Source organism: Kitasatospora sp. SUK 42 (assembly GCF_015776785.2).
Taxonomy (GTDB): Bacteria; Actinomycetota; Actinomycetes; order Streptomycetales; family Streptomycetaceae; genus Kitasatospora.
Genome location: NZ_LFMD02000003.1, coordinates 1477827 through 1499341, shown reverse-complemented (window position 1 = coordinate 1499341; position 21515 = coordinate 1477827). Strand labels below are relative to the sequence as shown.

Sequence of the window (21515 nt, the reverse complement as noted above, 5' to 3'; positions counted from 1 at the left end):
CGATACCGGCGGGGGATCGAAGTGGTTGTCACTCGAAAGTGTGCCGCAGGCGTGGCTCCCGTGGGGCGGCGGCGCGGGCTAGCGTCGGCGGTAGCCGACTGCTGAAGGAGCCCTCGCATGCGTCATGCACACCCTGTGGAAGTCGTTCGGGCCGCGGAGGCCGCGCTGATGGCCCGGTTGCCGGAGGGGACGCTGATGCAGCGGGCGGCGGCCGGGCTGGCGGCGACGTGTGCGCGGTTGCTGATCCGGCGTCGGGGGCGGGTGTACGGCGGCCGGGTGGTGGTGCTCGCGGGCAGTGGGGACAACGGGGGTGACGCTCTGTACGCCGGGGCGGCGCTGGCCCGGCGCGGGGCGCGGGTGACGGCGGTGCTGCTGGTGCCGGAGAAGGCGCACGGGGATGGGCTGGCCGCGCTGCGGGCGGCCGGTGGGCGGGTGACGGCGGAACAGGAAGTCGGTCTGGCCGACTTCTCGCGCGCGGACCTGGTGCTGGACGGGATCGTCGGCATCGGCGGCCGGGGCGGGCTGCGCCCCGAGGCGGCGCCGTACGCGCTGGCCGAGCGGTGCGGGCCGGTGGTGGCGGTGGACCTGCCGAGCGGGGTGGAGGCCGACACCGGCGAGGTGCCGGGGGTCGCGCTGAGGGCGGACGTCACGGTCTGCTTCGGCACCTACAAGCCAGGGCTGCTGGTCGATCCGGGGGCCTCCTACGCGGGCGCGGTGCAGCTGGTGGACATCGGGCTGGAGCCGCCGGAGCCGGAGGTGACGGCTCTGCAGCACGTGGACGTGGCGGCGCTGCTGCCGCTGCCGGGCGCGGAGAGCGACAAGTACCGGCGCGGCGTGGTCGGGGTGGCGGCGGGCTCGGCGACGTACCCGGGGGCGGCGCTGCTGGCGGTCGCCGGGGCGTTGCGCGGTGGCGCGGGCGCCGTCCGGTACGTGGGCACGGCGGCCGAGGAGGTGGTGCGGCGCTTCCCGGAGACGCTGGTCACCGAGGGCGGACCGGCCGGCGCCGGGCGGGTGCAGGCCTGGGTGGTCGGACCGGGCGGCGGTGAGGGGGCGCGGCAGGCGCTGGCCGAGGCGCTGGCGAGCGACGTCCCGGTGCTGGTGGACGCGGACGGCCTGACCGAGCTGGGCCGGCTCGGCCCGGGCGCACTGGCCGACCGCACCGCGCCCACCCTGCTCACCCCGCACACCGGCGAGGCGGCCCGGCTGCTGGCCGGCGCCGAGGGCACCGCGCCGCCCGCCGCCGACGAGCTGGCCGCCGCCCGGCTGACCACCGCCCGCCGGCTGGCGGCCGCCTACCGGGCCACCGTGCTGCTGAAGGGCTCCACCACGGTGGTCGCCGACCCGGGCGGGGCCGTTCGGGTGAACCCCACCGGCACCTCCTGGCTGGCCACCGCCGGCAGCGGCGACGTCCTGGCCGGTCTGGCCGGCTCGCTGCTCGCCGCGGGCCTGTCGGCCCTGGACGCCGCCTCGGTGGCCGCCTACCTGCACGGCCTCGCGGGCCGGGAGGCGGCGGGCGAGCCGGGCGCGCCGGTGACCGCGCCGGCGGTGGCGCAGGCGCTGCCGGCGGTGTGGCGGGCCGTACGGGAGGCGGCGCGCGAGTCGGCGCGGGAGGGGTAGGGCGGAACCGAACGGTCCGTTCCCGGCGTCCCAGCCAAGGCGGACGAGCCGGTTGCCGCAGGTCGACAGTGTGTGCGAGCCCCCGGTATCGGCCGCCGCGCCGATGGGCCGTTCGGCGAGGACCACGGGACGTCTGGGAGACTGACCCTGATGACAACTGCGAACCTGACCGGCACAGCCACCCTGACCGACGGCGTACGGGCCGAGGCGACCATCGACCTCGACGCCCTGCGCGGCAACCTCGGCGCCCTGCGCGAGCGCGTCGGCAGCACGGCGGTGATGCTCGCGGTCAAGGCGGACGCCTATGGCCACGGCGCGGTCGAGTGCGCCCGGGAGGCGGTCGCGAACGGGGTCGGCTGGCTCGGCTGCGCGACACCCGACGAGGCGCTGGCGCTGCGGGCCGCGGGCATCCGCCCCGAGCAGGCCCGCATCCTGTGCTGGCTGTGGACGCCGGGCGGGCCGTGGCGTGAGGCGCTGCGCGCGGACCTGGACGTCTCGGTCAGCGGCCGGTGGGCGCTGGAGGAACTGCTGGCGGCCGTCCGGGAGACGGGCATCCCGGCGCGGGTCCACCTGAAGGCCGACACCGGGCTGGGCCGCAACGGCTGCCAGCCGCACGACTGGCCGGAGCTGGTGGCCGCCGTCCGGCGCGCCGAGGCCGAGGGGCTGCTGAAGGCCGTCGGCGTCTGGTCGCACTTCGCCGCCGCCGACGAGCCCGGCCACCCGTCGATCCAGGCCCAGCTGGACTCCTACCGCGCCGCGCTGGCGCACGCCGAGGCCGCCGGGCTGCGCCCCGAGGTCCGGCACATCGCGAACTCCCCGGCCACCCTGCTGCTGCCCGAGGCGCACTTCGACCTGGTCCGCACCGGCCTGGCCGCGTACGGGCTGTCGCCGGTGCCCGAGGTGGGCTCGCCGGCCGACTTCGGGCTGCGCCCGGTGATGGCGCTGACCGCCCGGCTGGCGCTGGTCAAGCACGTCCCCGGCGGGCACGGGGTCAGCTACGGCCACCACTACGTGACGCCCGGCGAGACCACGCTCGGCCTCGTCCCGGTCGGCTACGGCGACGGCATTCCGCGCCACGCCAGCGGCACCGGCCCGGTGCAGATCGGCGGCAAGTGGCGCACGGTGGCCGGCCGGGTGGCGATGGACCAGTTCGTGGTGGACCTGGGCGGCGACACCCCCGAGATCGGCGAGGAGGTGCTGCTGTTCGGCAACGGCGAGCGCGGCGAGCCGACCGCCGAGGACTGGGCCCGCGCCTGCGGCACCATCTCGTACGAGATCATCACCCGGATCGGGGCCCGGGTGCCCCGCCGCTACCTGGGCGGCAGCCGTACCGAGGGCCTGTCGGCATGACCGGCGCACCGTCGGGGGGCAACCCGGTCGCGGCGATGGCCAAGGCGGCCGACGCGGCCTCCGGGGTGAGCCGGGCGGGTGTGATCGGGATCTCCGTCGGCGTGCTGGCGGCCGGCGCGGCCGCGGGCGTCGCGATCGAGCGGCTGACGGTCGGACGGGCGATGCGCCGCCGGGCCCGGGCCGAGCTGGACGCGGCCGCCCCGTACGGCTCGCTGCGCGGGCGCCCGCTGACGGTGGCCGCGCCGGACGGCACCGAGCTGTACGTCGAGCTGGACGGCACCGGGTGGGCCGAGCCGGACGGCGACGGGAGCGGCGCCGAGCCGCTGACCGTGGTGTTCTGCCACGGCTACTGCCTCAACCAGGACAGCTGGCACTTCCAGCGCGCTGCGCTGCGCGAGGGCCTGCGGCTGGTGTTCTGGGACCAGCGCAGCCACGGCCGCTCCGAGCGCTCCCGCACCTACCTGGCCGGTGAGCCCGCCAGCATCGACCAGCTGGGCGGCGACCTCAAGGCGGTGCTCGACGCCGTCGCGCCGACCGGGCCGCTGGTGCTGGTCGGCCACTCGATGGGCGGCATGACGATGATGGCGCTGGCCGACCAGCACCCCGAGCTGTTCCGCGAGAGGGTCGCCGGGGTCGCGCTGATCGGCACCCTGGCGGGGGACTGGAACGAGGTGAGCCTCGGCCTGCCGACGGCCGGCGCGAAGCTGTTCAAGAAGGTCGCGCCCGGGGTGGTGAAGCTGCTGGGCCGCCAGGTCGAGCTGGTGGAGGCCACCCGGCGGATGGGCTCGGACGTGGCCGCCGTCTTCTACCGGCGGTTCTCCTTCGGGGGCAAGGACGTCGACCCCGGTGTGGTGCGCTTCGCCGAGCAGCTGCTGGACGCCACCCCGATCGACGTGGTCGCCGAGTTCTACCCGGTGTTCGGCGCGCACGAGAAGTACGAGGCGCTGGCCGTCCTGCGCGGCCTGCCCGCCCTGGTGATGGCCGGGACGAAGGACCTGCTGACCCCCGCGGCGCTCAGCGAGGCGATGGCCGAGCGACTGCCCGGCGCGGAGCTGCTCCTGGTGGAGGGCGCCGGGCACCTGGTGATGCTGGAGCGCCCGGAGCTGGTCGACCACGAGCTGGCCGCGCTGCTGCGCCGGGCCGCCGACTTCGCGGGCGCGGTGCCCCCGCCGCAGGCCGTCCTCGACCTGGACTAGGGCCTTTCGTCCGGCGGATCCTTGCCGGGCCGCGACGTGACCCGCCGGACAGGACACTGAGGCCCGGCACCCCCGCCGGGGCGCCGGGCCTCAGTGGGCGCCCCGCCGGATCAGGCGTTCGCGCCGGCCTTGCGGCGGCGCAGGAACACCAGGGTGCCGGCGCCGGCGGCGAGCACGGCGCCACCGGTCAGGGCGATGGCGGTGGTGTTGTCGCCGCCACCGGTCGCGGCCAGGGTGCGGTGGGCCGCCTTCTCCTTGGCCTTGGCGATGTCGTCGGCGGACGGCTTGTTCCTGCCCGCCCCGGCCTGCTGCTGGGCCTCGGCGTCGGTCAGGACGACGTGCGAGGAGCCGCCGCCGTCCGTGCCGCCGGTGGGCGCCGGCGCGGCGCTGGTGGCGGACCGGCTCGGCGTGGCCGCGGCGGAGGCGGAGGCGGTGGCGGAGGCGGAAGCGGTGGCGGTGGCGGAGGTGCCGGCGGTCGGCGAGGCGGAGCCGGAGGGCTCGGCGGTCGCGGTCGCGGTCGCGCTGGGAGACGCCGTGGCCGTGGGCGTGGCGGAGGGCGAGGCGGACGGGCTCGCGGTGCCGTTGCCGTCGCCGGCGGCGATGATGACGAACGTGGACTTCGGCCCGATGGCCCCGCCGGGCCCCTCGCCCGGGTCGCGGTCGAGGTCCATGAAGTACATCCCGAACGTGGCCCTGGCGTTGTCCATGGCGGTGTCCGGGGTGAAGGCCAGCTTGAGCTGGATGGTGAGCTTCTCGTCCTTGCCGAGGAAGATCGGCTCGTCGCCGATGCTCATGCCCTGCTGGGTCATACCGGTACCCAGCGGCTTGGAGTCCCGCCAGGCCTTGGTGTCGACGTCCTGGTACTGGAGCTTGATCTGGTCGGCGGTCAGCTTCCGGTGGTCGGTGGCGAACAGCATGTGCGGCATGACGATCGTGTCGTGGCCGGTGTCGTTGGCGATCTCGGCGCTGAACGCGACGGCCGGGGCGCCGGCGACGATCCGGACGGGGAAGCCCTTGAGCGTCATCTTCGGGGGGACGGGCGGGGTGTCCCAGACAGGGGACTCGCCCGCGGCGACGGCTCCGGTGGAGACCGGGGCGGCGGTGGAGACCGGGGCGGCGGCGATGACCGCGGCCGAGGCGAGGGCGGCGACGGCCGGTATCGCGAAACCGCGACGGAGCTTCATGGGATGGAACCTCTGGAGAGCGGGACCGGGCGCGCGGTGGGCGGCCCGGTGAAACGGCCGGACCTGCGGAGTCGGGCTCACGCGGCGGTCCGGAAGGGACAAACTGGGAGGACCGTAACCGCTTTATGAGAGTTTCATGAGAGCGGGGGGTCGTTCGTGGGCGTCGAATGGCTCGCAAAGGCGGTCACAACCGGACGAATCGGCGCCGGACGCACGTCCGGGCGGCGATGTGGCACGGTAGCGGTGGCGCCCGGTGGTCGGCGCGCCGCTACGGAGCGAAGGGCAAGACACGCGCATGGGCTCGCACGCCACACTCACCGTCCCCACTCCGGAGCGGATGGGCCGGCTCGGCCGGGAGCTGGCCGCGCTGCTGCGGCCGGGCGACCTGGTGCTGCTCTCCGGCGAGCTGGGGGCCGGCAAGACCACGCTGACCCGGGGCCTGGGGGAGGGGTTGCAGGTCCGCGGGGCGGTGACCTCGCCGACCTTCGTGATCGCCCGGGTGCACCCCTCGCTGGTCGGCGGCCCGGCCCTGGTGCACGTGGACGCGTACCGGCTGGGCGGTGATCTGGACGAGATGGAGGACCTCGACCTGGACGTCTCGCTGCCGGAGTCGGTGGTGGTGGTCGAGTGGGGCGAGGGCAAGGTCGAGCGGCTCTCCGAGGACCGGCTGGAGGTCCGGATCGAGCGTGCGATCGGCGACACCGCCGGGGAGGACCACGACCCGCGCCGGGTGGTGCTGACCGGCATCGGCCCGCGCTGGGCGGGCGTGGAGCTGGCGGAGCTGGCGTAGCGCGGCCCCGCCGGGGTTCCGCCGTTTTACCGACAGGCTGTCGGCAAGGTGTTGCGGCCGGGGTGCCGGGCGTGGTGGGATGGGTGCTGCGGTTAGGTCTGCCTAACTAGGGAGGCGCCATGTCGAGCACCACCCCCGCCCCGGAGCGCGCCGCGCGCACCACCGGGGCCGGAGAGCCCGTCCGCCGTGCTCCGGGAGAACCGATGCGGGCACTGCTGGCCGCCTCCGCGGCCGCGGAGGCGGTGTCCACCCCGCCCGAGCCGCAGCCCCGGCAGGACGAGGAGCCCGAGGCGGAGACACCCCGGGCCGCGTAGGCCCCCGTCGTCGGTTGTCCGTCGTCCGTCGCCGGAGGCTCAGGCGACCACGACCACCTTGGTGTCCTTCGGCGCGAAGTCCCAGAGCAGCTGCCCCTCGGCGCGGCCGCTGCGGATGCCGCCGGTCTTGGTCTTCGGGTCGGCGGTCGGGGTCGTGCCGTCCACCGCCGCGCTGAAACCGAACACCACGCCCTCCTGCTGCGCGAAGCGCACCACGTGCTCGATCTGCCGTCCGTCCGTCCCGGTGGTGGTCTGGGTGCGGCTGTACACCGAGTAGCTGCCCGGGGCTGGTTCGGCGGTGCCGGGGGTGACCGGGAAGGCGGCCGTGATCTGCGGGTTCTTCTTCGGGTCGATCAGCCAGACGTAGTGGCTGCTGACCGAGTAGACGACCCGGGTGCCGCTGCCCGAGCTGGTCGGCAGCGGCGGGACGGTCGGCGTCGCCGAGGCGGTCGGCGTCGCGGTGGCGGTCGGCCCGTTGGACGTCGCGGCGGTGGTCGGACGGGCTCCGCCCGCGCGGTCCTGGGCACCGTTGGCCTGGAAGGCCAGCAGGCTCACCACCGCCAGGGCCCCCAGGGTCAACCCCGTGACCACCACTCCAGGCCCCATCTTCGCCACGTGCCGCTCCCGCCGCCGTCCCGTTTACGTACGGCCCCATCGTGCCAGGTCCCCCCGCAAGGGTGGCAGCGGATCGGACCTGTGTTCCCGACCGGTACACCCTGCCGATCGGCCGGTCGGCCCAACGTCGGTCTAACCTTGACCCCGTGCTGCTGCTCGCGTTCGACACCGCTACCCCCGCCGTCACCGCCGCCGTCCACGACGGCACGGCCGTCCTCGCCGAGACCCACCAGGTCGACGCCAGGCGCCACGGCGAACTGCTGCTGCCCGCGATCGACCAGGTCCTGCGGGCGGCCGGGGTGGACAAGCACCGGCTCACCGGCATCGCGGTCGGCGTCGGCCCGGGCCCGTACACCGGCCTGCGGGTCGGCCTGGTGACCGCCGCCGCGCTCGGCCACGCGCTCGGGCTGCCGGTGCACGGCGTCTGCACCCTGGACGCGATCGCCTTCCAGGCCCGCGCCGAGGGTCTGGCCGGGGAGCCGTTCACGGTGGCCACCGACGCGCGCCGCAAGGAGGTCTACTGGGCCTCGTACGACGCCGAGGGCCGCCGCACCGAGGGCCCCGGCGTGGACCGCCCGGCCGAGCTGACGCCGCAGGCCCGCTCGGTCGGCGCCGGCGCGCTGCTCTACCCCGACACCTTCCCGGGCGCACACGGCCCCGAGCACGTCTCGGCCGGCGCCCTGGCCGGCTTCGCCGCAGCCGAGCTGGCCGCCGGGCGCGAGCTGCTGCCGAACGTCCCGCTGTACCTGCGCCGCCCGGACGCCCAGGTCCCGGCCGGCTACAAGGCGGTGCTCCCGGCGTGAACCACGGCACCACCCTGCGCCCGATGCGCTGGTGGGACATCGAGCCGGTGATGGAGCTGGAGCTCAAGCTCTTCCCCGAGGACGCCTGGTCCCACGGGATGTACTGGTCCGAGCTGGCCGAGGCCCACCCCGGCGGCACCCGCCACTACACCGTCGCCACCACCGGGGACGGCAGGATCGTCGGCTACGCCGGACTGATGGCGATCGCCGGCGAGGGCGACGTCCAGACCATCGCCGTCGACTCCCGCCACCAGGGCGCCGGCCTCGGCGCGGCGCTGCTCACCGACCTGATCCGGGAGGCCGCCCGGCGCGACTGCGCCGAGCTGCTGCTGGAGGTGCGGGTGGACAACCCGCGCGCCCAGCGGCTGTACGAGCGGTACGGCTTCGAACCGGTGGGCATCCGGCGCGGCTACTACCAGCCCGCCAACGTCGACGCGCTGGTGATGCGCCTCGACCACCCGAGCACTGACCCGAAGGACCTTAAGGACACCCGCCATGGCTGACGAACCTCTCGTCCTCGGCATCGAGACCTCCTGCGACGAGACCGGCGTCGGCATCGTGCGCGGCACCACGCTGCTGGCCGACGCGGTCGCCTCCAGCGTCAACGACCACGCCCGCTTCGGCGGCGTCGTCCCGGAGATCGCCAGCCGCGCGCACCTGGAGGCGATGGTCCCGACCATCCAGCGCGCCCTGGACACCGCCGGGATCAAGGCGAGCGACCTGGACGGCATCGCCGTCACCGCCGGGCCCGGCCTGGCCGGTGCGCTGCTGGTCGGCGTCAGCGCCGCGAAGGCGTACGCCTGGGCGCTGGACAAGCCGCTGTACGGGGTCAACCACCTCGCCTCGCACATCTGCGTCGACCAGCTGGAGCACGGTCGGCTGCCCTCGCCGACGATGGCCCTGCTGGTCTCCGGCGGGCACTCCTCGCTGCTGCTCAGCGAGGACATCACCAGCGACGTCCGCCCGCTCGGCGCGACCATCGACGACGCGGCCGGCGAGGCCTTCGACAAGGTCGCCCGGGTGCTCGGCCTCGGCTTCCCCGGCGGTCCGATCGTCGACCGCACCGCCCGCGAGGGCGACCCCAAGGCGATCCACTTCCCGCGCGGCCTGAGCGGCAGGAACGACCCGGAGTACGACTTCTCCTTCTCCGGCCTGAAGACCGCCGTCGCCCGCTGGGTGGAGGCCAAGCGCCGGGCCGGCGAGGAGGTGCCGATCGCCGACGTGGCGGCCTCCTTCCAGGAGGCGGTCACCGACGTGCTCACCCGCAAGGCCGTCAAGGCGTGCAGGGACAACGGCGTCGACCACCTGATGATCGGCGGCGGCGTCGCGGCCAACTCCCGGCTGCGCGAGATGGCCCAGCAGCGCTGCGACCGGGCCGGCATCCGGCTGCGGGTGCCCCGGCCGGGCCTGTGCACCGACAACGGCGCGATGGTGGCGGCGCTGGGCGCCGAGATGGTGTGGCGCGACCGTACGCCCTCCGCCTTCGACCTGTCGGCGGACTCCTCGCTGCCCGTCACCGACGTCCACGTCCCCCACACGGACTTCCACGGCCAGGCCTACCACGCCCTCGGCGGCGGCGCGGCATGACCGTCGCGGCGATGTGGGAGGCCCGGGCGGCGGCCGGCCGGGGAGTCGAGCTCGCCGCCTGGGTGCGGGAGTCCGCGCTGCCCTCGGTTCGCGGTGCGGCCGGTCTGGAACGCGTCGAGTTGCTCTCCGCCCCCGGGGAGCGAGTGCTGCTGATCACCTGGTGGAGCGGCGAGCCCGCGCCCGTCGCCGACCCGCCGGCCGAACTGCTCGGCCGTCCGGTGCACCGCTGGTCCTTCACCAGTGAGCATGTGGAGTAATCCGAAAAGAGGCTGATACGAGGAACCGCCGCCCCGGCCGCTACCGTGCATAGCTGAGAGGAAGCTGGACGGGAACCGGGAGCGCGGTGCGGTGAGCAGGGACGGGCGGAGCAGGACCAGGACGTACGCGGCGGGGGCCCTGACCCTGCTGGCCTTCACCACCGCGTGCGGCGGCAACGGGGGTGGCGGCAGCGCCGCCCCGGCCGCGACCACGGCCGCCCCGGCCGCACCCCAGTCCGCCGGCACCGCACCGGCCGCCGCGGCCACCACGCCCGGCACGGCCCCGGCCGAGGGTGACGCCGCGGCCTGGGCGAAGTGGAACCTCAAGCCGCTCGCCCCGGCCCCCGCGCCGCCCGCCGACAAGCCCATCAAGCTCGAACGCACCGGCACCGTACCGGTGTTCAGCGATGTGAAGACGAACGACAAGGTCGTCTTCATCACCATCGACGACGGCGCCGAGAAGGACCCGAAGTTCGTCGAGATGCTCACCGACCTCAAGGTGCCGATCTCGATGTTCCTGACCAAGGACATCGTCAAGAACGACTACGGCTACTTCAAGCCGCTCCAGGCGCTGGGCAACCACATCCAGAACCACACCGTCACCCACCCGGTGATGAGCAAGCTCCCGCCGGAGAAGCAGAAGGCCGAGATCTGCGACGACCAGTCCGCGCTCACCCAGCAGTACGGCACCGCCCCGCTGCTGTTCCGCCCGCCGTTCGGCGACGGCGCCAACACCCCGACGCTCAACAGCTCGGTGCAGCAGTGCGGCCCGCGCGCCATAGTGCTGTGGCGCGAGTCGATGCAGATCCACGACATGCAGTACCAGACGGGCGACAAGAAGCTGAAGTCCGGCGACATCATCCTGGCGCACTTCCGCGGCCCCAAGGAGCTCAAGGGCGCCACGATGACCCAGATGTTCGGCGACCTGCTGGCCCGGATCCAGGAGCAGGGCTTCTCGGTGGCCCGGCTGGAGGACTACATCCAGGCGCCGGCCTCCTGATCCGGCCCCGTCAGGCAGCCTGCACGGGCTGTCCCAGCATCATCAGCGGCCCGTGGTCGGTGCGGCTGAGGATCACCGTGACGGTGTTCGGCCCGGAGGGCTTGAGCTGGCGGCGCAGCTCCTCCGGGGTGATCGCCATCCCGCGCTTCTTGATCACCACCGTGCCGACCCCGCGCTCGCGCAGCAGCGCCTTCAGCCTCTTGATGTTGAACGGCAGCACGTCGGTGAGCTCGAAGGCGTGTGCGTACGGGGTGGCGACCAGCGCGTCCGAGGTCAGGTAGGCGATCTTCGGGTCGATCAGCCGGCCGCCGACCTGCTCGGCGACCTCGGCCACCAGGTGCGCCCGGATCACCGCGCCGTCCGGCTCGTACAGGTACCGCCCGACCGGGCCGGCCGGCGGGTCGGGCAGGTCGCCGCCGGTCAGGCTGGCGCCCTGCGGCAGCAGGGTCGCGCGGTGCGGGCGGGCGGCCCCGGTGCCGAACCAGAGCACCGCCTCCTTGACGTCCCCGTGGTCGGAGACCCACTCGGCCTCGGCGTCCTCCGGCACCGCCTCGTGCGGGATGCCCGGGGCCACCTTGAGCGCGCCGATCGGGGTGCGCCGGCCGGCCTCGATCGCCCAGGAGAGCGGCGGGGCGTACGCCTCGGGGTCGAACACCCGGCCGCGGGAGGTCCGCCGGGCCGGGTCGGTGAACACCGCGTCGTAGCCGGTGACGTCCACGTCGGCGACGTCCGCGCAGCGCACCTCGACCAGCTCGGCCAGGCCCAGCGCGGCGGCGTTGGCCGCGGTGGCGGCGCAGGCGGCGGGATCCCGGTCGACGGCCAGCACCCGGATCCCGGCCCGGGCCAGCGCCAGCACGTCCCCGCCGATCCCGCAGCACAGGTCCGCGAGCCGCCGTACGCCCAGCTCGGCGAAGCGGCGCGCCCGCCACTCGGCCACGCTGCGCCGGGTGGACTGCTCGACGCCGTTGGGCGTGAAGTACATCAGGTCGGCGTCCGCCCCGAACTTCGCCCGTGCCCGCTGCCGCAGCCGGGCCTGCCCGAAGGCCGCCGACACCAGCTCGGCCGGGTGCTCCCGTCGCAGCCGGGTGGCCAGCGCCAGCTCCTCCTCGGGGGCGAACTCGCGCAGCTCGGCGAGCAGGGCCTGACCCTCGGGGGTCAGCAGGGGCTGGAGGTTCTCGGTGTCCACGGGGCCATTCTCGCCGGTCGGCCGGGTCGTCACCGTGGCAGGATCACCGGCCGAGGACGAGGTGGAGCCTGATGGCCAGCCAGAGTCCCAGGGGCATGAGCACCGGCAGCGCCAGCAGGAGGCACGGCGCGATCCGGTAGCCGGACCGCCAGGTGCCCCAGGCGGTCAGCACGAGCAGCACGAGCACGCCGGCGAGGCAGGTGACGAACGAGGCCGTCCACGCGTGGGTGAGGGCGGCCAGCGTGGTTCCCACCGCCAACCCGATCGAGGTCACCACGGGGGTCGCCACGAGGGTGACCAGGGAGAGCAGCAGGTCCGCCGTCCACGGCACCCTCGGCCGCGCGGGCCCGAACGAGTTCATGGCGGCAGTCTGCCCGCCGGGTGAACGGTCGTACAGGTGTACGGGTGATCATCCGCCGGACAAGGTCTCCGGGCGCGCCGTTGGCACTCTGGTTGACTGAGTGCTAACCGCGGCCTATGGTCGTCCTTGGCACTCCCCAGTGGGGGAGTGCTAACGCGAAGACGCGTGTCTGACCCCCGCGACGGCAGATCCGCAAGTTCGCCCCTACCCGTTAGAAAACCCCGTAATCTCCGAAGGGGAGCTCGGACGTGACCACCAGCAGCAAGGTTGCCATCAAGCCGCTCGAGGACCGCATCGTGGTCCAGCCGCTCGACGCCGAGACCACCACGGCCTCCGGCCTGGTTATCCCGGACACCGCCAAGGAGAAGCCCCAGGAGGGCGTCGTCCTGGCCGTCGGCCCGGGCCGCTTCGAGGACGGCCAGCGTCTGCCGCTCGACGTCGCCGTGGGTGACATCGTCCTGTACTCGAAGTACGGCGGCACCGAGGTGAAGTACCAGGGCGAGGAGTACCTGGTGCTGTCCGCCCGCGACGTTCTCGCGATCATCGAGAAGTAAGACTTCCCGACCCGCCCCGGATCCGTGTCCCAAGTGACAGGGGCCCGGGGCGTGGTTGTTGGTTCACGTAGTTCGGCGGCCGGTGGCCCGGCCGCAGCCCCGAGGGAATAGGGAACATGGCGAAGATCCTGCAGTTCGACGAGGACGCCCGCCGCTCGCTGGAGCGCGGTGTCAACAAGCTGGCCGACACCGTCAAGGTGACCATCGGCCCCAAGGGCCGCAACGTCGTCATCGACAAGAAGTTCGGCGCCCCGACCATCACCAACGACGGTGTCACCATCGCCCGCGAGGTCGAGCTGGACGACCCGTACGAGAACCTTGGCGCGCAGCTGGTCAAGGAGGTCGCCACCAAGACCAACGACGTCGCGGGTGACGGCACCACCACCGCCACCGTGCTGGCCCAGGCCCTGGTCAACGAGGGTCTGCGCAACGTCGCCGCCGGCGCCGGCCCGGCCGCCCTGAAGAAGGGCATCGACAAGGCCGTCGCCGCCGTCTCCGAGCACCTGCTCTCGGTGGCCCGCGAGATCGAGGGCAAGGACGACGTCGCCGCCGTCGCGTCCCTCTCCGCCCAGGACACCCAGGTCGGCGAGCTGATCGCCGAGGCGATCGACAAGGTCGGCAAGGACGGTGTCATCACCGTCGAGGAGTCGAACACCTTCGGCGTGGAGCTGGACTTCACCGAGGGCATGCAGTTCGACAAGGGCTACCTGTCGCCCTACTTCGTCACCGACGCGGAGCGTCAGGAGGCGGTCCTTGAGGACCCGTACATCCTGATCAACCAGGGCAAGATCTCCTCCATCCAGGAGCTGCTGCCGCTGCTGGAGAAGATCCTGCAGGGCGGTGCCTCCAAGCCGCTGCTGATCATCGCCGAGGACGTCGACGGCGAGGCGCTGTCGACCCTGGTCGTGAACAAGATCCGCGGCACCTTCAACGCCGTCGCCGTCAAGGCCCCGGGCTTCGGTGACCGCCGCAAGGCGATCCTCGGCGACCTGGCCGTCCTGACCGGCGGCACGGTCATCTCCGAGGAGGTCGGCCTCAAGCTCGACCAGGTCGGCCTGGACGTGCTGGGCACCGCCCGCCGCGTGACCATCACCAAGGACGAGACCACGGTCGTCGACGGTGCCGGTGACGCCGAGGCCGTGGCCGGCCGCGTCGCCCAGATCAAGGGCGAGATCGCCGCGACCGACTCCGACTGGGACCGCGAGAAGCTGCAGGAGCGCCTGGCCAAGCTGGCCGGCGGCGTCTGCGTCATCAAGGTCGGCGCCGCCACCGAGGTGGAGCTGAAGGAGCGCAAGCACCGCCTGGAGGACGCCATCTCGGCGACCCGCGCCGCGGTCGAGGAGGGCATCGTCGCCGGTGGTGGCGCCTCCCTGGTCCACGCCGCCAAGGTGCTGAACGACGGCCTGGGCCTGTCGGGTGACGAGGCCACCGGTGTCGCCGTGGTCCGCAAGGCGCTGCACGAGCCGCTGCGCTGGATCGCCCAGAACGCCGGCCTGGAGGGCTACGTCATCACCTCCAAGGTCTCCGAGCTGGAGCTCGGCCAGGGCTACAACGCGGCCACCGGCGAGTACGGCGACCTGGTGAAGGCCGGCGTCATCGACCCGGTCAAGGTCACCCGCTCCGCCCTGGAGAACGCCGCCTCCATCGCCTCCCTGCTGCTCACCACCGAGACCCTCGTGGTGGAGAAGAAGGAGGAGGAGGCCGACAACGGTGCCGGTCACTCGCACGGGCACGGCCACTCCCACTGAGGCCGGTAGCGCACCGGGGCCGGTAGCGCCCGAGTGCCTGAACGCCTGACCGGAGGCCCGGTCCGCACCCCTCGGGGCGCGGACCGGGCCTCCGGTGTTGTCGGGCGGGCGTTCTTCAGGCTTCAACTATCAGTAGAATTTTGCAGAATGCAAAGATTGCCTTATAACTAAGGCATGATCGAGGCCCGCCATCTGCGCGTCCTGCGTGCCGTCGCCCGCACCGGCTCCTTCTCCGCCGCCGCCCGCGAACTGGGGTGTACGCAGCCTGCCATCAGCCAGCAGATGAAGGCCCTGGAGAAGTCGGTGGACACCCCGCTGGTGGTCCGTTCGGGCCGCGGGATGCAGCTGAGCGAGGCCGGGCGCGTCCTGCTCAAGCATGCCACCGGAATCCTGGCCGGGCTCTCCGCCGCCGAGGAGGAGGTGGCCGCGATCGCCGGGCTGCGGGCCGGACGGGTGCGGCTGGTGTCCTTCCCGACCGCGAGTTCCACCCTGGTGCCGCCCGCGGTCGCCCGCCTGCGGGACAGCCATCCGGGGGTGCGCGTGTCGTTGGTCGAGGCGGAGCCGCCGGAGTCGCTGGCGATGCTGCGCGGCGGGGAGTGCGAGATCGCGCTGGCCTTCCGCTACCCGCAGTCCGACGGCGCCGGCGCGCTGCCGGCGCCCGCCCACGGCTCGCCGCGCGAGGCACGGGCCGAGGCGAACCTGGAGGCCCAGCAGCTGTCAGCCGGCACCGACTGGTCCGATCTGGTGGTCACCCCGCTGCTGGACGACCCGCTGGTGGGCCTGCTGCCCGCCGCCCATCCGCTGGCGGGGCGGGGCGGGGCGGTGGGGCTGGCCGAGCTGGCGGGGGAGCAGTGGATCGCGGGCTGCCCGCAGTGCCGGGGGCACCTGGTGGAGCTGTGCGCGGGGGCGGGCTTCGAGCCCCGGATCGACTTCGCGACCGACGACTACCCGGCGGTGATCGGCCTGGTGGCGGCCGGGCTCGGGGTGGCGGTCCTGCCCCGGCTGGCGTTGCAGTCGGTGCGTCCTGACGGCGTTTCGACGGTGCCGGTGCGGACGGCCGCCGGGGTGCCGGCGGTGCGCCAGGTGGTGGCGCTGACCCTGCCGGACCTGGCCGAGGTGCCGGCCGTCGCGCTGATGCTGGAGCGGCTGGCGGGCTCCGCCACCGGCCGCTGACGGCTGGCGGGCTCTCGCTGCCCTGAGGGGCGCGGGGCAGCCTGAGGCGCCGCGAAGAAACGTTTCTTCACGGCGCGCCGTGGAACGGGTCTAGCGCTGCGCGACCGCCGGAGGGGTCAGGGGGATCTCCACCAGACGGTGCCGCGAACGGCCCAGCATCTCCTCGCGCTCGTCCTCCGTCATCCCGCCCCAGACGCCGTACGGCTCGCGGACCGCCAGGGCGTGCGCGGCGCATTCGGCGATCACCGGGCAGCGCATGCAGACCTCCTTGGCGCTGGCCTCGCGCGAGCTGCGCGCGGCCCCCCGTTCGCCCTCGGGGTGGAAGAAGAGCGAGCTGTCCACGCCACGGCACGCCGCGGAGAGCTGCCAGTCCCAGAGGTCCGCGTTGGGGCCGGGGAGGCGGGAGAAATCTGCCATGGCTCATTCCCTTCAGAGGCGGTCGGCCGTCGGCCGGGCGGTCCGGCGGGGCTGCCGCCGAGCGGACCGGCGGGGCGTTACTGCGCTGATGTGGACACCTGGAAATATGACTTAAGGCAACTCCATGGACAAGTCACCCACACACTGGCACAACAGTCAATGACCATACGAACGCTATAAAAACGGGCAAAGTGGGCAAGGGGCCCGCCGGGCGCGGGTGTGGCATTCGGGTGGCCGACGGGCGCGCGACACACCGCACCGGTGTGCGGGTCGTACGCCGACCGCGCGCGAGCTGCGCAAAAGAGCGGCGTGTGCACCGCGATGCGGCTGATCGGTAATGGGTTGGCCACGTACAGTGGTGGAGATGCCCTGAAGGCCGTAACTCATTCGAGTGACGGTCGTTGGAAGTGCGGAGGCGGTTAGCGGGCGCCGGACGTCGGGAACGATCGCGGGCAGTTTGGGGCGATCAGGACGGAGTCTGTCGCCGATCGGCCGTGTCGGAGAGGTTCGTACCAGCCAGGAGGCTCAACGTGACGCGGATCAGCTGCGGAGGACGACGGTCATGACTTCCGTTCTCGTTTGCGACGATTCCCCGCTCGCCCGCGAGGCGCTTCGCCGCGCGGTCGCGACCGTACCCGGTGTGGACCGGGTCACCACCGCGACGAACGGGGAGGAGGTCCTCCGCCGCTGGGTGGCCGACCGCTCCGATCTCGTTCTGATGGACGTCCGGATGCCCGGCCTCGGCGGGGTCGAGACGGTCCGGCGGCTGCTGTCCGCCGATCCGGGCGCGCGGATCATCATGCTCACCGTCGCCGAGGACCTCGACGGTGTCGCGCTCGCGGTGGCCGCGGGCGCCCGCGGGTACCTGCACAAGGACGCCTCGCGCGCCGAGCTGCGGGCCACCGTCACCCAGGCCCTCGCCGACCCGACCTGGCGGCTCGCCCCGCGCCGGCTGCGCAGCCCCGACATGGGCGCGGCGCCGACCTTGACGGCGCGTGAGATCCAGGTGCTGGAGGGCATGAGCCACGGCCGCAGCAACGCCGAGATCGGCCGCGAGCTGTTCCTGTCCGAGGACACCGTCAAGACCCACGCCCGACGGCTGTTCAAGAAGCTCGGGGCCTCCGACCGCGCGCACGCGGTGGCGCTGGGTTTCCGCTGGGGCCTGGTCCGCTGACCGCCGGCGGCGCCGCCGGCTGCGGGGCGCCGCCGTCGAATTCCGGAGCGGGCGCCGTACAGGCGTGTGACGTTACGGTCCCGAGGTTGCACCATGGAGGAGTGGAGCACCTCGGGGACCAGCGGACAGGCACTGCGGCGAACCACGCAGCCGCAGGACACTCGGCGGACGACGCGACGGACGGGACCGCTCACAGCGGCGGGGCGGGAGGCGGCACGGTGCAGGAGGGGCCGGTGGTGCCCGGTACGCCCCATGGTGTCGCAGCGCATAACGTTCCGGTGCACAACTCCGGACGCGGTGCCGCGTTTTCCCGGTCGACCAGGCACCATGGATCGATGCGCGACGATGTCGCCGGTGCGGCCGGCCAGGTGGACCCGGGCGGGGCCGAGCCCTCCGGACCGGGTCGCGATCCGTCGTACGACGGTTCCGGCGGCCCGGGCGCGGAGGCCGGACCGGGCCGCCCGCCGGTGCTCGGCACGGGCGGCTCGCCACTGATGGGCGAGCTGGTCGCGGCCGCCGTGCGCGGCGAGGGCCCGGCCATCGACGCCCTGCTCGCCTACGTCCACCCGCTCGCGCTGCGCTACTGCCGGGCCAAGCTGGTCAGGCTGCCCGGCGGGGCCCGCCACCACGTGGACGACGTGGCCCAGGAGGTCTGCGTCGCGGTGCTGTGCGCGCTGCCCCGGTACAAGGACCAGGGGCGGCCGTTCGAGGCCTTCGTCTACGGGATCGCCGCGCACAAGATCGCCGATCTGCAGCGGGCCGCGATGCGCGGGCCCGGCTCGACGGTCGTGCCGCAGGACGACCTGCCGGAGGTGCCGGACGAGGCGCTCGGCCCGGAGGAGCAGGCGCTGCTCAGCAGCGACGCGGCCTGGGCCAAGGAACTGCTCTCCAACCTGCCGGCCCGTCAGCGCGAGCTGGTGCTTCTGCGGGTGGCCGCCGGGCTGTCGGCGGAGGAGACCGGCGAGGTGCTCGGGATGTCGCCGGGGGCCGTCCGGGTGGCCCAGCACCGGGCGCTCAGCCGGCTGCGGGCGCTCGCGGAGGAGTCCTCCTGAGGCATCGGCCGGGTGGAATGGGCCACCGGGGGCGGTTGTTGTCAAGAGCACACGAGGGCACATTCGCGGTGCCAGTACCATGGGGTATCGGCGCCTGGGCGGGTTGCCAAAGTTTCGCGGGTGCGCGCGAGGATCTCTTGGAGGTTCCTCCCATTCCACCCGGCTTCGGCGGTCTGCGCGAGTGAGCGATGACAGCGCCCCCTACCTCAGGGCGCGAGCGGATTAGGCCGGCCACGGAAGGTACCCCCCAAATGTCTTACAACGCCGCAGGCGTACCCGAGAAGTTCGCCATGCTCGGGCTCACGTTCGATGACGTGCTGCTGCTGCCCGGGGCCTCCGAGGTGCTGCCGAACCAGGTCGACACCTCCTCGCGGGTCTCCCGGAACGTCCGCGTCAACATCCCGCTGCTGTCCGCCGCGATGGACAAGGTGACCGAGTCCCGGATGGCCATCGCCATGGCCCGCCAGGGCGGCGTCGGCGTCCTGCACCGCAACCTCTCGGTCGAGGACCAGGCCAACCAGGTCGACCTGGTGAAGCGCTCCGAGTCCGGCATGGTCACCGACCCGATCACGGTCGGCCCGGACACCACGCTGGCCGAGGCCGACGCGCTGTGCGCCAAGTTCCGCATCTCCGGCGTGCCGATCGCGGACCCGTCCGGCAAGCTGCTGGGCATCGTCACCAACCGTGACATGGCCTTCGAGTCGGACCGCAGCCGCCAGGTCCGCGAGATCATGACCCCGATGCCGCTGATCACCGGCAAGGTCGGCATCTCCGGCCAGGACGCGATGGCACTGCTGCGCCGCCACAAGATCGAGAAGCTCCCGCTGGTCGACGACGAGGGCCGGATCAAGGGCCTGATCACCGTCAAGGACTTCGTCAAGGCCGAGCAGTACCCGAACGCCGCCAAGGACGCCGAGGGCCGACTGCTGGTCGGTGCCGCGGTCGGCGCCAGCGCCGAGGCCTTCGACCGGGCCCAGGCCCTGGTCGAGGCGGGTGTGGACTTCCTGGTGGTGGACACCTCGCACGGCCACAGCCACAACGCGCTGGCCTGGATCGCGAAGATCAAGTCGGCCGTCGGGGTCGACGTGGTCGGCGGCAACGTCGCCACCCGGGACGGCGCCCAGGCGCTGATCGACGCCGGCGTGGACGGCGTCAAGGTCGGCGTCGGCCCCGGCTCCATCTGCACCACCCGCGTGGTCGCCGGCATCGGCGTCCCGCAGATCACCGCCATCTACGAGGCCGCCCAGGCCTGCCAGGCGGCCGGCGTGCCGGTCATCGGCGACGGAGGCCTCCAGTACTCGGGCGACATCGGCAAGGCGCTGGCCGCCGGTGCCGACACCGTGATGCTGGGCTCGCTGCTGGCCGGCTGCGAGGAGTCCCCGGGCGAGCTGATGTTCATCAACGGCAAGCAGTTCAAGTCCTACCGCGGCATGGGCTCGCTGGGCGCCATGCAGACCCGCGGCCAGGCGAAGTCCTTCTCCAAGGACCGCTACTTCCAGGGCGAGGTCACCTCGGACGAGAAGCTGATCGCCGAGGGCATCGAGGGCCAGGTGCCCTACCGCGGCCCGCTCTCGACCGTGCTCTACCAGCTGGTCGGCGGTCTGCGTCAGACCATGGGCTACGTCGGCGCCGGCACCATCGCCGAGATGGAGAGCAAGGGCCGCTTCGTCCGGATCACCTCGGCGGGCCTCAAGGAGAGCCACCCGCACGACATCCAGATGACCGTCGAGGCGCCGAACTACTCCAACCGCTGATCCGCTGAGCTGATCCGTTGAGCGCAGAAGGGCCCGCCGTCGCGGGCCCTTCCCGCTTGTTCGGGCCGGTTCGGGCCCGTCCGGGGTACGGGCCGTCGGGGCGGGACCACCGGCGGTACGGGATACTGGGGGGCGGCCGGGGTGACCCGGCGGGCATGAGCAACAAAGAGAAGGGCTCGAAGTGACTGAGATCGAGATCGGGCGAGGCAAGCGCGGCCGCCGGGCGTACGCCTTCGACGACATCGCCGTCGTCCCCAGCCGCCGTACGCGTGACCCGAAGGAGGTCTCGATCGCCTGGCAGATCGACGCCTACCGCTTCGAGCTGCCGTTCCTGGCCGCGCCGATGGACAGCGTGGTCTCGCCGGAGCAGGCCATCAAGATCGGCCGCCTGGGCGGTCTGGGTGTGCTGAACCTGGAAGGCCTCTGGACCCGCTACGAGGACCCGCAGCCGCTGCTGGACGAGATCGCCGCGATCTCCGACGCCACCACCGCGACCCGCCGCCTCCAGGAGATCTACGCCGCGCCGATCCGCGCCGAGCTGATCAAGCAGCGGATCCAGGAGGTCCGCGACTCCGGTGTGGTCACCGCCGCCGCGCTCTCGCCGCAGCGCACCGCCGAGTTCTCCAAGGCCGTCGTGGACGCCGGGGTCGACGTCTTCGTCATCCGCGGCACCACCGTCTCGGCCGAGCACGTCTCCAGCGCCGCCGAGCCGCTCAACCTCAAGCAGTTCATCTACGAGCTGGACGTCCCGGTGATCGTCGGCGGCTGCGCCACCTACACCGCCGCGCTGCACCTGATGCGGACCGGCGCGGCCGGCGTGCTGGTCGGCTTCGGCGGCGGCGCCGCCCACACCACCCGCAACGTGCTGGGCATCCAGGTGCCGATGGCCACCGCCGTCGCCGACGTGGCGGCCGCCCGCCGCGACTACATGGACGAGTCCGGCGGCCGCTACGTGCACGTGATCGCGGACGGTGGCGTCGGCTACAGCGGCGACATCCCGAAGGCCGTCGCCTGCGGCGCCGACGCGGTGATGATCGGTGCCGCGCTGGCCCGTGCCACGGACGCCCCGGGCAAGGGCTTCCACTGGGGCATGGAGGCCGTCCACGAGGAGCTGCCGCGCGGCAAGCGGGTGGACCTCGGCACCGTCGGCACCACCGAGGAGATCCTGACCGGTCCCTCGCACACCCCGGACGGCACCATGAACCTGTTCGGTGCGCTGCGCCGTGCGATGGCGACCACGGGCTACACGGAGCTGAAGGAGTTCCAGCGGGTCGAGGTGACCGTCAACCCGGCGCTCGACCACCGCTGAGTCGTGCTCTGAGGTGAGGCTGGAGGCCTCCGCCCGGTTCGCCGGGTGGGGGCCTTCGGCCTGTCCGGGGGCTG

Annotated in this window: 22 protein-coding genes; 17 read left to right on the top strand and 5 right to left on the bottom strand. The window is 73.3% G+C overall.

The features are described 5' to 3' along the window. Window positions 1-117 precede the first annotated feature (117 nt). The 3 genes from RZ50_RS16365 (at window position 118) to RZ50_RS16355 (ending at window position 4163) form a co-directional block, all read left to right on the top strand. Window positions 118-1617, top strand: a complete 1500-nt coding sequence (locus RZ50_RS16365; RefSeq protein ID WP_217680572.1) for an NAD(P)H-hydrate dehydratase — start codon at window positions 118-120, stop codon at window positions 1615-1617. A 150-nt stretch (window positions 1618-1767) separates the two neighbouring features. After that, window positions 1768-2967: an alanine racemase gene (alr, locus tag RZ50_RS16360; RefSeq protein ID WP_196949398.1), complete on the top strand. Its 1200-nt coding sequence runs from the start codon at window positions 1768-1770 to the stop codon at window positions 2965-2967. Next, complete coding sequence (locus RZ50_RS16355) at window positions 2964-4163, top strand: alpha/beta fold hydrolase (protein WP_254802512.1); 1200 nt, start codon at window positions 2964-2966, stop codon at window positions 4161-4163. The genes alr and RZ50_RS16355 overlap by 4 nt, the downstream gene beginning before the upstream one ends. A 110-nt stretch (window positions 4164-4273) precedes the next feature. Here the strand turns inward: RZ50_RS16355 and RZ50_RS29905 are convergent, their stop codons facing one another. After that, entirely contained in the window at window positions 4274-5347 is a 1074-nt protein-coding gene (locus RZ50_RS29905) for an LPXTG cell wall anchor domain-containing protein (protein ID WP_305853036.1), read from the bottom strand. A 295-nt stretch (window positions 5348-5642) separates the two neighbouring features. Between RZ50_RS29905 and tsaE the strand changes: the two genes are divergently transcribed. After that, window positions 5643-6137 (top strand): tRNA (adenosine(37)-N6)-threonylcarbamoyltransferase complex ATPase subunit type 1 TsaE, encoded by a 495-nt coding sequence (tsaE, locus tag RZ50_RS16345; RefSeq protein WP_196949397.1) that lies wholly within the window; start codon window positions 5643-5645, stop codon window positions 6135-6137. Window positions 6138-6256: 119 nt separating this feature from the next. Next, window positions 6257-6451: a hypothetical protein gene (locus RZ50_RS16340; protein WP_196949401.1), complete on the top strand. Its 195-nt coding sequence runs from the start codon at window positions 6257-6259 to the stop codon at window positions 6449-6451. Between the two features lie 39 nt (window positions 6452-6490). Here the strand turns inward: RZ50_RS16340 and RZ50_RS16335 are convergent, their stop codons facing one another. After that, on the bottom strand, window positions 6491-7057 hold the full coding sequence (locus RZ50_RS16335) for a hypothetical protein (protein ID WP_254802776.1): 567 nt from the start codon (window positions 7055-7057) through the stop codon (window positions 6491-6493). 155 nt (window positions 7058-7212) lie between these two features. On the opposite strand from RZ50_RS16335, the gene tsaB reads away from it, so the two are divergent. The 5 genes from tsaB to RZ50_RS16310 all read left to right on the top strand — a co-directional run bounded on the left by tsaB (window position 7213) and on the right by RZ50_RS16310 (window position 10713). After that, on the top strand, window positions 7213-7869 hold the full coding sequence (tsaB, locus tag RZ50_RS16330) for a tRNA (adenosine(37)-N6)-threonylcarbamoyltransferase complex dimerization subunit type 1 TsaB (RefSeq protein ID WP_196949395.1): 657 nt from the start codon (window positions 7213-7215) through the stop codon (window positions 7867-7869). A gap of 23 nt (window positions 7870-7892) precedes the next feature. After that, on the top strand, window positions 7893-8372 hold the full coding sequence (rimI, locus tag RZ50_RS16325; protein WP_196949399.1) for a ribosomal protein S18-alanine N-acetyltransferase: 480 nt from the start codon (window positions 7893-7895) through the stop codon (window positions 8370-8372). Beyond that, window positions 8365-9456 (top strand): tRNA (adenosine(37)-N6)-threonylcarbamoyltransferase complex transferase subunit TsaD, encoded by a 1092-nt coding sequence (gene tsaD, locus RZ50_RS16320; protein ID WP_196949394.1) that lies wholly within the window; start codon window positions 8365-8367, stop codon window positions 9454-9456. The genes rimI and tsaD overlap by 8 nt, the downstream gene beginning before the upstream one ends. After that, entirely contained in the window at window positions 9453-9713 is a 261-nt protein-coding gene (locus tag RZ50_RS16315; RefSeq protein ID WP_196949393.1) for a hypothetical protein, read from the top strand. The genes tsaD and RZ50_RS16315 overlap by 4 nt, the downstream gene beginning before the upstream one ends. A gap of 91 nt (window positions 9714-9804) precedes the next feature. Continuing rightward, entirely contained in the window at window positions 9805-10713 is a 909-nt protein-coding gene (locus RZ50_RS16310) for a polysaccharide deacetylase family protein (protein ID WP_308271653.1), read from the top strand. Window positions 10714-10723: 10 nt separating this feature from the next. Here the strand turns inward: RZ50_RS16310 and RZ50_RS16305 are convergent, their stop codons facing one another. Together RZ50_RS16305 and RZ50_RS16300 are read right to left on the bottom strand one after the other, a co-directional pair. Further along, complete coding sequence (locus RZ50_RS16305) at window positions 10724-11932, bottom strand: methyltransferase domain-containing protein (RefSeq protein WP_374199929.1); 1209 nt, start codon at window positions 11930-11932, stop codon at window positions 10724-10726. A 10-nt stretch (window positions 11933-11942) separates the two neighbouring features. Next, on the bottom strand, window positions 11943-12260 hold the full coding sequence (locus RZ50_RS16300; RefSeq protein WP_196948776.1) for a hypothetical protein: 318 nt from the start codon (window positions 12258-12260) through the stop codon (window positions 11943-11945). A gap of 248 nt (window positions 12261-12508) precedes the next feature. Here RZ50_RS16300 and groES point away from each other — a divergent pair, with 248 nt between their 5' ends. The 3 genes from groES (at window position 12509) to RZ50_RS16285 (ending at window position 15735) form a co-directional block, all read left to right on the top strand. Continuing rightward, the gene (groES, locus tag RZ50_RS16295; protein ID WP_014136232.1) at window positions 12509-12814 is read left to right on the top strand and encodes a co-chaperone GroES; all 306 of its coding nucleotides are present in this window, start codon (window positions 12509-12511) and stop codon (window positions 12812-12814) included. Between the two features lie 116 nt (window positions 12815-12930). Then, window positions 12931-14562: a chaperonin GroEL gene (gene groL / locus RZ50_RS16290; RefSeq protein ID WP_196948777.1), complete on the top strand. Its 1632-nt coding sequence runs from the start codon at window positions 12931-12933 to the stop codon at window positions 14560-14562. Window positions 14563-14736: 174 nt separating this feature from the next. Further along, on the top strand, window positions 14737-15735 hold the full coding sequence (locus tag RZ50_RS16285; protein ID WP_196948778.1) for a LysR family transcriptional regulator: 999 nt from the start codon (window positions 14737-14739) through the stop codon (window positions 15733-15735). A 90-nt stretch (window positions 15736-15825) separates the two neighbouring features. Here the strand turns inward: RZ50_RS16285 and RZ50_RS16280 are convergent, their stop codons facing one another. Beyond that, on the bottom strand, window positions 15826-16152 hold the full coding sequence (locus tag RZ50_RS16280; protein WP_196948779.1) for a WhiB family transcriptional regulator: 327 nt from the start codon (window positions 16150-16152) through the stop codon (window positions 15826-15828). A 562-nt stretch (window positions 16153-16714) separates the two neighbouring features. Between RZ50_RS16280 and RZ50_RS16275 the strand changes: the two genes are divergently transcribed. The 4 genes from RZ50_RS16275 (at window position 16715) to RZ50_RS16260 (ending at window position 21441) form a co-directional block, all read left to right on the top strand. Further along, window positions 16715-17326: a response regulator transcription factor gene (locus RZ50_RS16275; protein ID WP_014136228.1), complete on the top strand. Its 612-nt coding sequence runs from the start codon at window positions 16715-16717 to the stop codon at window positions 17324-17326. Between the two features lie 494 nt (window positions 17327-17820). Next, entirely contained in the window at window positions 17821-18378 is a 558-nt protein-coding gene (gene shbA, locus RZ50_RS16270; RefSeq protein ID WP_196948785.1) for an RNA polymerase sigma factor ShbA, read from the top strand. A gap of 251 nt (window positions 18379-18629) precedes the next feature. Further along, on the top strand, window positions 18630-20132 hold the full coding sequence (guaB, locus tag RZ50_RS16265) for an IMP dehydrogenase (protein WP_196948780.1): 1503 nt from the start codon (window positions 18630-18632) through the stop codon (window positions 20130-20132). Between the two features lie 181 nt (window positions 20133-20313). Then, the gene (locus RZ50_RS16260) at window positions 20314-21441 is read left to right on the top strand and encodes a GuaB3 family IMP dehydrogenase-related protein (protein ID WP_217680571.1); all 1128 of its coding nucleotides are present in this window, start codon (window positions 20314-20316) and stop codon (window positions 21439-21441) included. The last annotated feature ends 74 nt before the right edge of the window (window positions 21442-21515 follow it).

Coding starts and splice junctions, on each gene's coding strand:
- RZ50_RS16340 (WP_196949401.1), top strand. CDS start 6,257: ATGTCGAGCACCACCCCCGCCCCGGAGCGCGCCGCGCGCACCACCGGG.
- RZ50_RS16285 (WP_196948778.1), top strand. CDS start 14,737: ATGATCGAGGCCCGCCATCTGCGCGTCCTGCGTGCCGTCGCCCGCACC.
- tsaE (WP_196949397.1), top strand. CDS start 5,643: ATGGGCTCGCACGCCACACTCACCGTCCCCACTCCGGAGCGGATGGGC.
- RZ50_RS16355 (WP_254802512.1), top strand. CDS start 2,964: ATGACCGGCGCACCGTCGGGGGGCAACCCGGTCGCGGCGATGGCCAAG.
- alr (WP_196949398.1), top strand. CDS start 1,768: ATGACAACTGCGAACCTGACCGGCACAGCCACCCTGACCGACGGCGTA.
- shbA (WP_196948785.1), top strand. CDS start 17,821: ATGGGCGAGCTGGTCGCGGCCGCCGTGCGCGGCGAGGGCCCGGCCATC.
- groL (WP_196948777.1), top strand. CDS start 12,931: ATGGCGAAGATCCTGCAGTTCGACGAGGACGCCCGCCGCTCGCTGGAG.
- tsaD (WP_196949394.1), top strand. CDS start 8,365: ATGGCTGACGAACCTCTCGTCCTCGGCATCGAGACCTCCTGCGACGAG.
- RZ50_RS16275 (WP_014136228.1), top strand. CDS start 16,715: ATGACTTCCGTTCTCGTTTGCGACGATTCCCCGCTCGCCCGCGAGGCG.
- RZ50_RS16315 (WP_196949393.1), top strand. CDS start 9,453: ATGACCGTCGCGGCGATGTGGGAGGCCCGGGCGGCGGCCGGCCGGGGA.
- rimI (WP_196949399.1), top strand. CDS start 7,893: ATGCGCTGGTGGGACATCGAGCCGGTGATGGAGCTGGAGCTCAAGCTC.
- RZ50_RS16365 (WP_217680572.1), top strand. CDS start 118: ATGCGTCATGCACACCCTGTGGAAGTCGTTCGGGCCGCGGAGGCCGCG.
- RZ50_RS16335 (WP_254802776.1), bottom strand. CDS start 7,057: ATGGGGCCTGGAGTGGTGGTCACGGGGTTGACCCTGGGGGCCCTGGCG.
- RZ50_RS16300 (WP_196948776.1), bottom strand. CDS start 12,260: ATGAACTCGTTCGGGCCCGCGCGGCCGAGGGTGCCGTGGACGGCGGAC.
- RZ50_RS29905 (WP_305853036.1), bottom strand. CDS start 5,347: ATGAAGCTCCGTCGCGGTTTCGCGATACCGGCCGTCGCCGCCCTCGCC.
- RZ50_RS16280 (WP_196948779.1), bottom strand. CDS start 16,152: ATGGCAGATTTCTCCCGCCTCCCCGGCCCCAACGCGGACCTCTGGGAC.
- guaB (WP_196948780.1), top strand. CDS start 18,630: ATGTCTTACAACGCCGCAGGCGTACCCGAGAAGTTCGCCATGCTCGGG.